The organism is Flavicella sp., from assembly GCF_029238425.1.
GTDB lineage: Bacteria > Bacteroidota > Bacteroidia > Flavobacteriales > Flavobacteriaceae > Flavicella.
In genome coordinates this window covers 1-4,273 of record NZ_JAQWGB010000008.1, presented here as the reverse complement: position 1 = coordinate 4,273, position 4,273 = coordinate 1, and the positions used below count along the sequence as shown (strand labels likewise).

The 4,273-nt window shown below is 34.1% G+C and carries 3 protein-coding genes; 1 reads left to right on the top strand and 2 read right to left on the bottom strand.

The features are described 5' to 3' along the window. Window positions 1-2,132 (bottom strand): glycoside hydrolase family 3 C-terminal domain-containing protein (locus P8H68_RS00390; RefSeq protein ID WP_300320140.1); only part of this gene is annotated, 2,132 nt, incomplete at its 3' end. Between the two features lie 181 nt (window positions 2,133-2,313). Here P8H68_RS00390 and P8H68_RS00385 point away from each other — a divergent pair. Next, window positions 2,314-2,751: a YHS domain-containing (seleno)protein gene (locus P8H68_RS00385; RefSeq protein ID WP_300320137.1), complete on the top strand. Its 438-nt coding sequence runs from the start codon at window positions 2,314-2,316 to the stop codon at window positions 2,749-2,751. Between the two features lie 73 nt (window positions 2,752-2,824). On the opposite strand, the gene tyrS is transcribed toward P8H68_RS00385, so the two are convergent. Further along, on the bottom strand, window positions 2,825-4,117 hold the full coding sequence (gene tyrS, locus P8H68_RS00380; RefSeq protein ID WP_300320134.1) for a tyrosine--tRNA ligase: 1,293 nt from the start codon (window positions 4,115-4,117) through the stop codon (window positions 2,825-2,827). Between the last annotated feature and the right edge of the window lie 156 nt (window positions 4,118-4,273).

Below are 4,273 nucleotides of genomic sequence, written 5' to 3'. Positions count from 1 at the left end.
CCTTTTTCTAAATTCCAATCGGCAAGATTTTCATCATAAAAAGCCAAGGTGTTAGGATCAATTGATATGGTGATGTTTTCAGAATTTCCTTGTCTGATATGAGTTTTCTGAAATCCTTTCAGTTCCTTTAAAGCTCTTGTTACTTTAGATTTGTGTTTTCCAATATAAACTTGTACTACCTCTGATCCGTCTTTAGAACCCGTATTAGAAATAGTATAAGAGACCTTGATTTTATCTTCTGTAGTGAATTTTTTCGCGTTTAATTTTACGTCTGATATTTTGAATTTGGTATAAGATAAACCATATCCAAAAGCATACATGGGTTTTATTTTCTTAGTATCATGCCAACGATATCCTACCAAAATATCTTCTAAGTATTCTTGGTTTAAATCTACTCCTGGATAAGATTTTGAACCAAAGGAATGTGCTCCATTATCGTCTAGTTTTTTAGGAAATGAGAATGGTAGTTTTCCGGATGGATTTACATCTCCGCTAACTACATCGGCAATGGCATCTCCTGCCATACTACCTAAATACCAAGTTTGTAAAATTCCTTTTACCTGAGTGTGCCAAGACATTTCTACCGCGTTTCCTGTGACTAGTAAAAATCCTGTGTTTTTATTTACGGCTACAATTTCTGCTAATAAATCTTCTTGTCCAAAAGGTAAACTGTATTGTTGTCTGTCATCTCCTTCGCAATCTTGGAGGTGACTTTTGTTAAGTCCCCCGATGAATAGTACTAGATCCGCTTTTTTAGCAATATTGATAGCAGCCGTTTTCAAAGAATCGGCATCTAGTGTTGCAGGATGTACAATATCGTATTCAGAAGGGCCTGTTTCAAATCCCATAGAATGTAGAATTGTTGTTTTTTTATATTTCTTTTTTAGCCCTTCTAAGGGAGATATTTCAAATTTTGGTTTCAATTCTGATGATCCACCTCCTTTGGTCATAGATCTTGTAGCATTCTCGCCAATAACTGCAATGGTAAAATTTTCTTTGTCTTTTATAGGAAAGAAGTTTTCTTTGTTCTTTAGCAACACGATTCCTTCTGTAGCAACTCTTTTAGCCACTTCATGATGTTCTATGTTGTTAGCACGACCCAAAGGTCTGTTAGAACTCATATTGGTACGATACATCAACCTAAGAATTCTACGAACCTTGTCATCTACTAAATCTTCGCTCAATTCACCACTTTTGATGGCTTTTAAAAACGGATCTGCTAAATAATAATGACTGTAATGGTTCGCAGTTGTGGTTCCCAATCCATCTGTACCTGTTCCCATTTCTAGGTCTAAACCATACATTGCTGATTCTTTAGTACTATGAGCAGAGCTCCAGTCGCTTATCACCACTCCGTCAAAATTCCACTTGCCTTTTAATATAGAATTTGTTAAGGTTTTATGATGTGTTGTATACTGTCCTCTAAATTTGTTATAGGCTCCCATGATTGCCCATACACCTGCATCTTGAACTGCAGCTTTGAAGGCTGGAAGATAAATTTCATGTAAAGCTCTATCACTAGCCTCTACATTAATGGTGCTTCTCCAGTGTTCTTGGTTGTTCAATGCGAAATGTTTAACACAGGCAGCAACACCGTTTTTTTGGACTCCTTTAATATAAGGGACCACCATCTTTGAAGCTAAATAAGGATCTTCTCCCATGTACTCAAAATTTCTTCCGTTCAATGGACTTCTATAGATATTCACTCCTGGTCCTAGCAATACATCTTTTTTACGATACCTAGCTTCTTCACCTAAATTGTAACCAAATTCTCCTGCTAAAGTAGGGTTGAAAGTAGCCGCCAAACAGGTCAAGGCTGGAAATGCTGTAATAGAATCATTTGTCCAACCTGCATAATCCCAAGCATCCCAACTAATCTCTGCTCTTACACCGTGTGGTCCATCTGACATCCATATTTCTGGAATACCAAGGCGTTCTGCTCCCTTGGTGCTAAATTTTGACTGCGCATGACACATCGCTACTTTTTCTTCTAAAGTTAATTGAGAAAGCATGGATTCTATTTTTTTATCGATATCCTTATTTTGAGAGGATATCCTTGTAAAGGATAAAATACAAGTAAGAATTAGAATTGAAGAAGATAGTTGTGTTATGGTCGATTTAATAAATGTCATATTGTCTAAATTTTGTTTGATAAAATTACTTTTTATCAAAAGTTTTAAAGCAAACGCATGGAGCAATATGTAAAACATTTGTTGCAAAACTGTGTGTTTGCAGTAGGTGTAGAGGAATGTGTAATCTGTTTTGTAATGTAGGTAATTTTTATTCGTCCAAAGTCTTATAAAATTTAATCATATGAAAAATATCATTCTTTTCGTTTTTTTATTGAGTACTATTTCTATAAAAGCTCAGAAGGAAATTAATGTAGATAAAAAAGGATTTGCTGCGGACGGTTATGATGTAGTAGCTTATTTTGAAAATAGTGCGGTCGCCGGAGATAAATCATATATCTCTATTATTGATGACGTGAAATATAAATTTTCAACTCAAGATAATTTAGATAAATTTAATAAGGATTCTAAAAAGTATATTCCTCAATATGGAGGTTGGTGCGCTTATGCAATAGGTGCGAAAAATGAAAAAGTAGAAATCAATCCTAAAACTTTTGAAATAAGGGATGGTAAATTGTATTTGTTTTATAACTCATGGGGCATAAATACCTTGAAGTTATGGAATGAGGAAGGAGCGGAAAAGTTAAAAGCTCAAGCCGATAAAAATTGGGATAGTTATTAGATTAGGGGTAGTTTAATGCAGAAAAAAGCCTCTAAATAAAATTTAGAGGCTTTTTTAATCTTGTCGAAAGTTATTATGAAATTACTTTCAATAAAAAATATTTCTTTTTTCCTCTTTGTAATAAAACATATGAATCTGCAATTAAATCTGCATTTGAAATAGAAAAACCATCTTGAACTTTTTCTTTATTGACTGAAATTGAATTTTCTTTCAGTGCTCTTCTAACTTCTCCATTAGATTTTAAAAATCCTGTTTCTGCAAAAGCAACAACAATATCTAAACCTTCTTCAATTTGCGATTTGTTTACTTCTGCTTGAGGTACTCCAGAGAATACATCTAAAAATGTTTGTTCATCTAATGATTTTAAGTCATCTGCCGTAGATTTTCCAAAAAGAATAGAAGATGCCTTTACTGCATTTTCATAATCTTCCACTGAATGTACTAGAATAGTAACTTCTTTTGCAATTGTTTTTTGTAACAATCGTGTATGAGGAGCCTCATTATGCTCTTTAGTCAGTTTTTCAATTTCTTCTTTACTTAAAAAAGTAAATTTTTTGATAAAGCCGATAGAGTCTTCATCTGATGAATTTAACCAATATTGGTAAAATTTATATACTGAAGTTCTTGACTTGTCTAACCAGATGTTTCCTCCTTCAGATTTTCCGAATTTTGTTCCGTCTGCTTTTGTAATCAAAGGGCAAGTCATAGCGTATGCTTTTCCTTGGGCTTCTCTTCTTACTAATTCAGTTCCGGTAGTAATATTACCCCATTGATCTGAACCACCCATTTGTAGTTTACAATTTTTGGTTTTATATAAGTGTAAAAAATCATATCCTTGAAATAATTGGTAGGTGAATTCGGTAAAAGACATTCCGTCTCCTTCGCCTGTAAAACGTTTTTTTACAGAGTCCTTGGCCATCATGTAGTTCACCGTAAGATGTTTTCCAATATCACGTGCAAAATCAAGCAATGTGATATCTTTCATCCAGTCATAATTGTTTACTAGTTCTGCACCGTTTGAAGTATTGCTGTTGAAATCTAAAAAACGTTCTAGTTGTCCTTTTACACCAGCAACATTTTTACTCAAAGCTTCTTCGTCCAATAAATTACGTTCTGCAGATTTTCCAGACGGATCTCCAATCATTCCGGTTGCACCACCAACCAAAGCAATAGGCTTGTGACCTGCTTTTTGAAAATGCATTAAAATAATAATTGGAATCAAACTACCAATATGTAAAGAATCTGCTGTTGGGTCAAAACCAATGTAACCAGAAGTTACTTCTTTATTTAAAAGTTCTTCAGTTCCAGGCATGATATCATGTAGCATACCTCTCCATCTTAATTCCTCAACAAAATTTGTAGTCATATGTGTAAAATTTTAGCAAATATAGTGATTCGCTTGTAAGAGACAAAGGGACAAGAGTTGAGATTTAGCAAGGTGAATTCATAATTTTAGGCTATTTTCGTTGTATGATTTTAGTTACAGGTGGTACAGGAATGGTAGGGGCTCATTTGTTATTGC

Coding starts and splice junctions, on each gene's coding strand:
- tyrS (WP_300320134.1), bottom strand. CDS start 4,117: ATGACTACAAATTTTGTTGAGGAATTAAGATGGAGAGGTATGCTACAT.
- P8H68_RS00385 (WP_300320137.1), top strand. CDS start 2,314: ATGAAAAATATCATTCTTTTCGTTTTTTTATTGAGTACTATTTCTATA.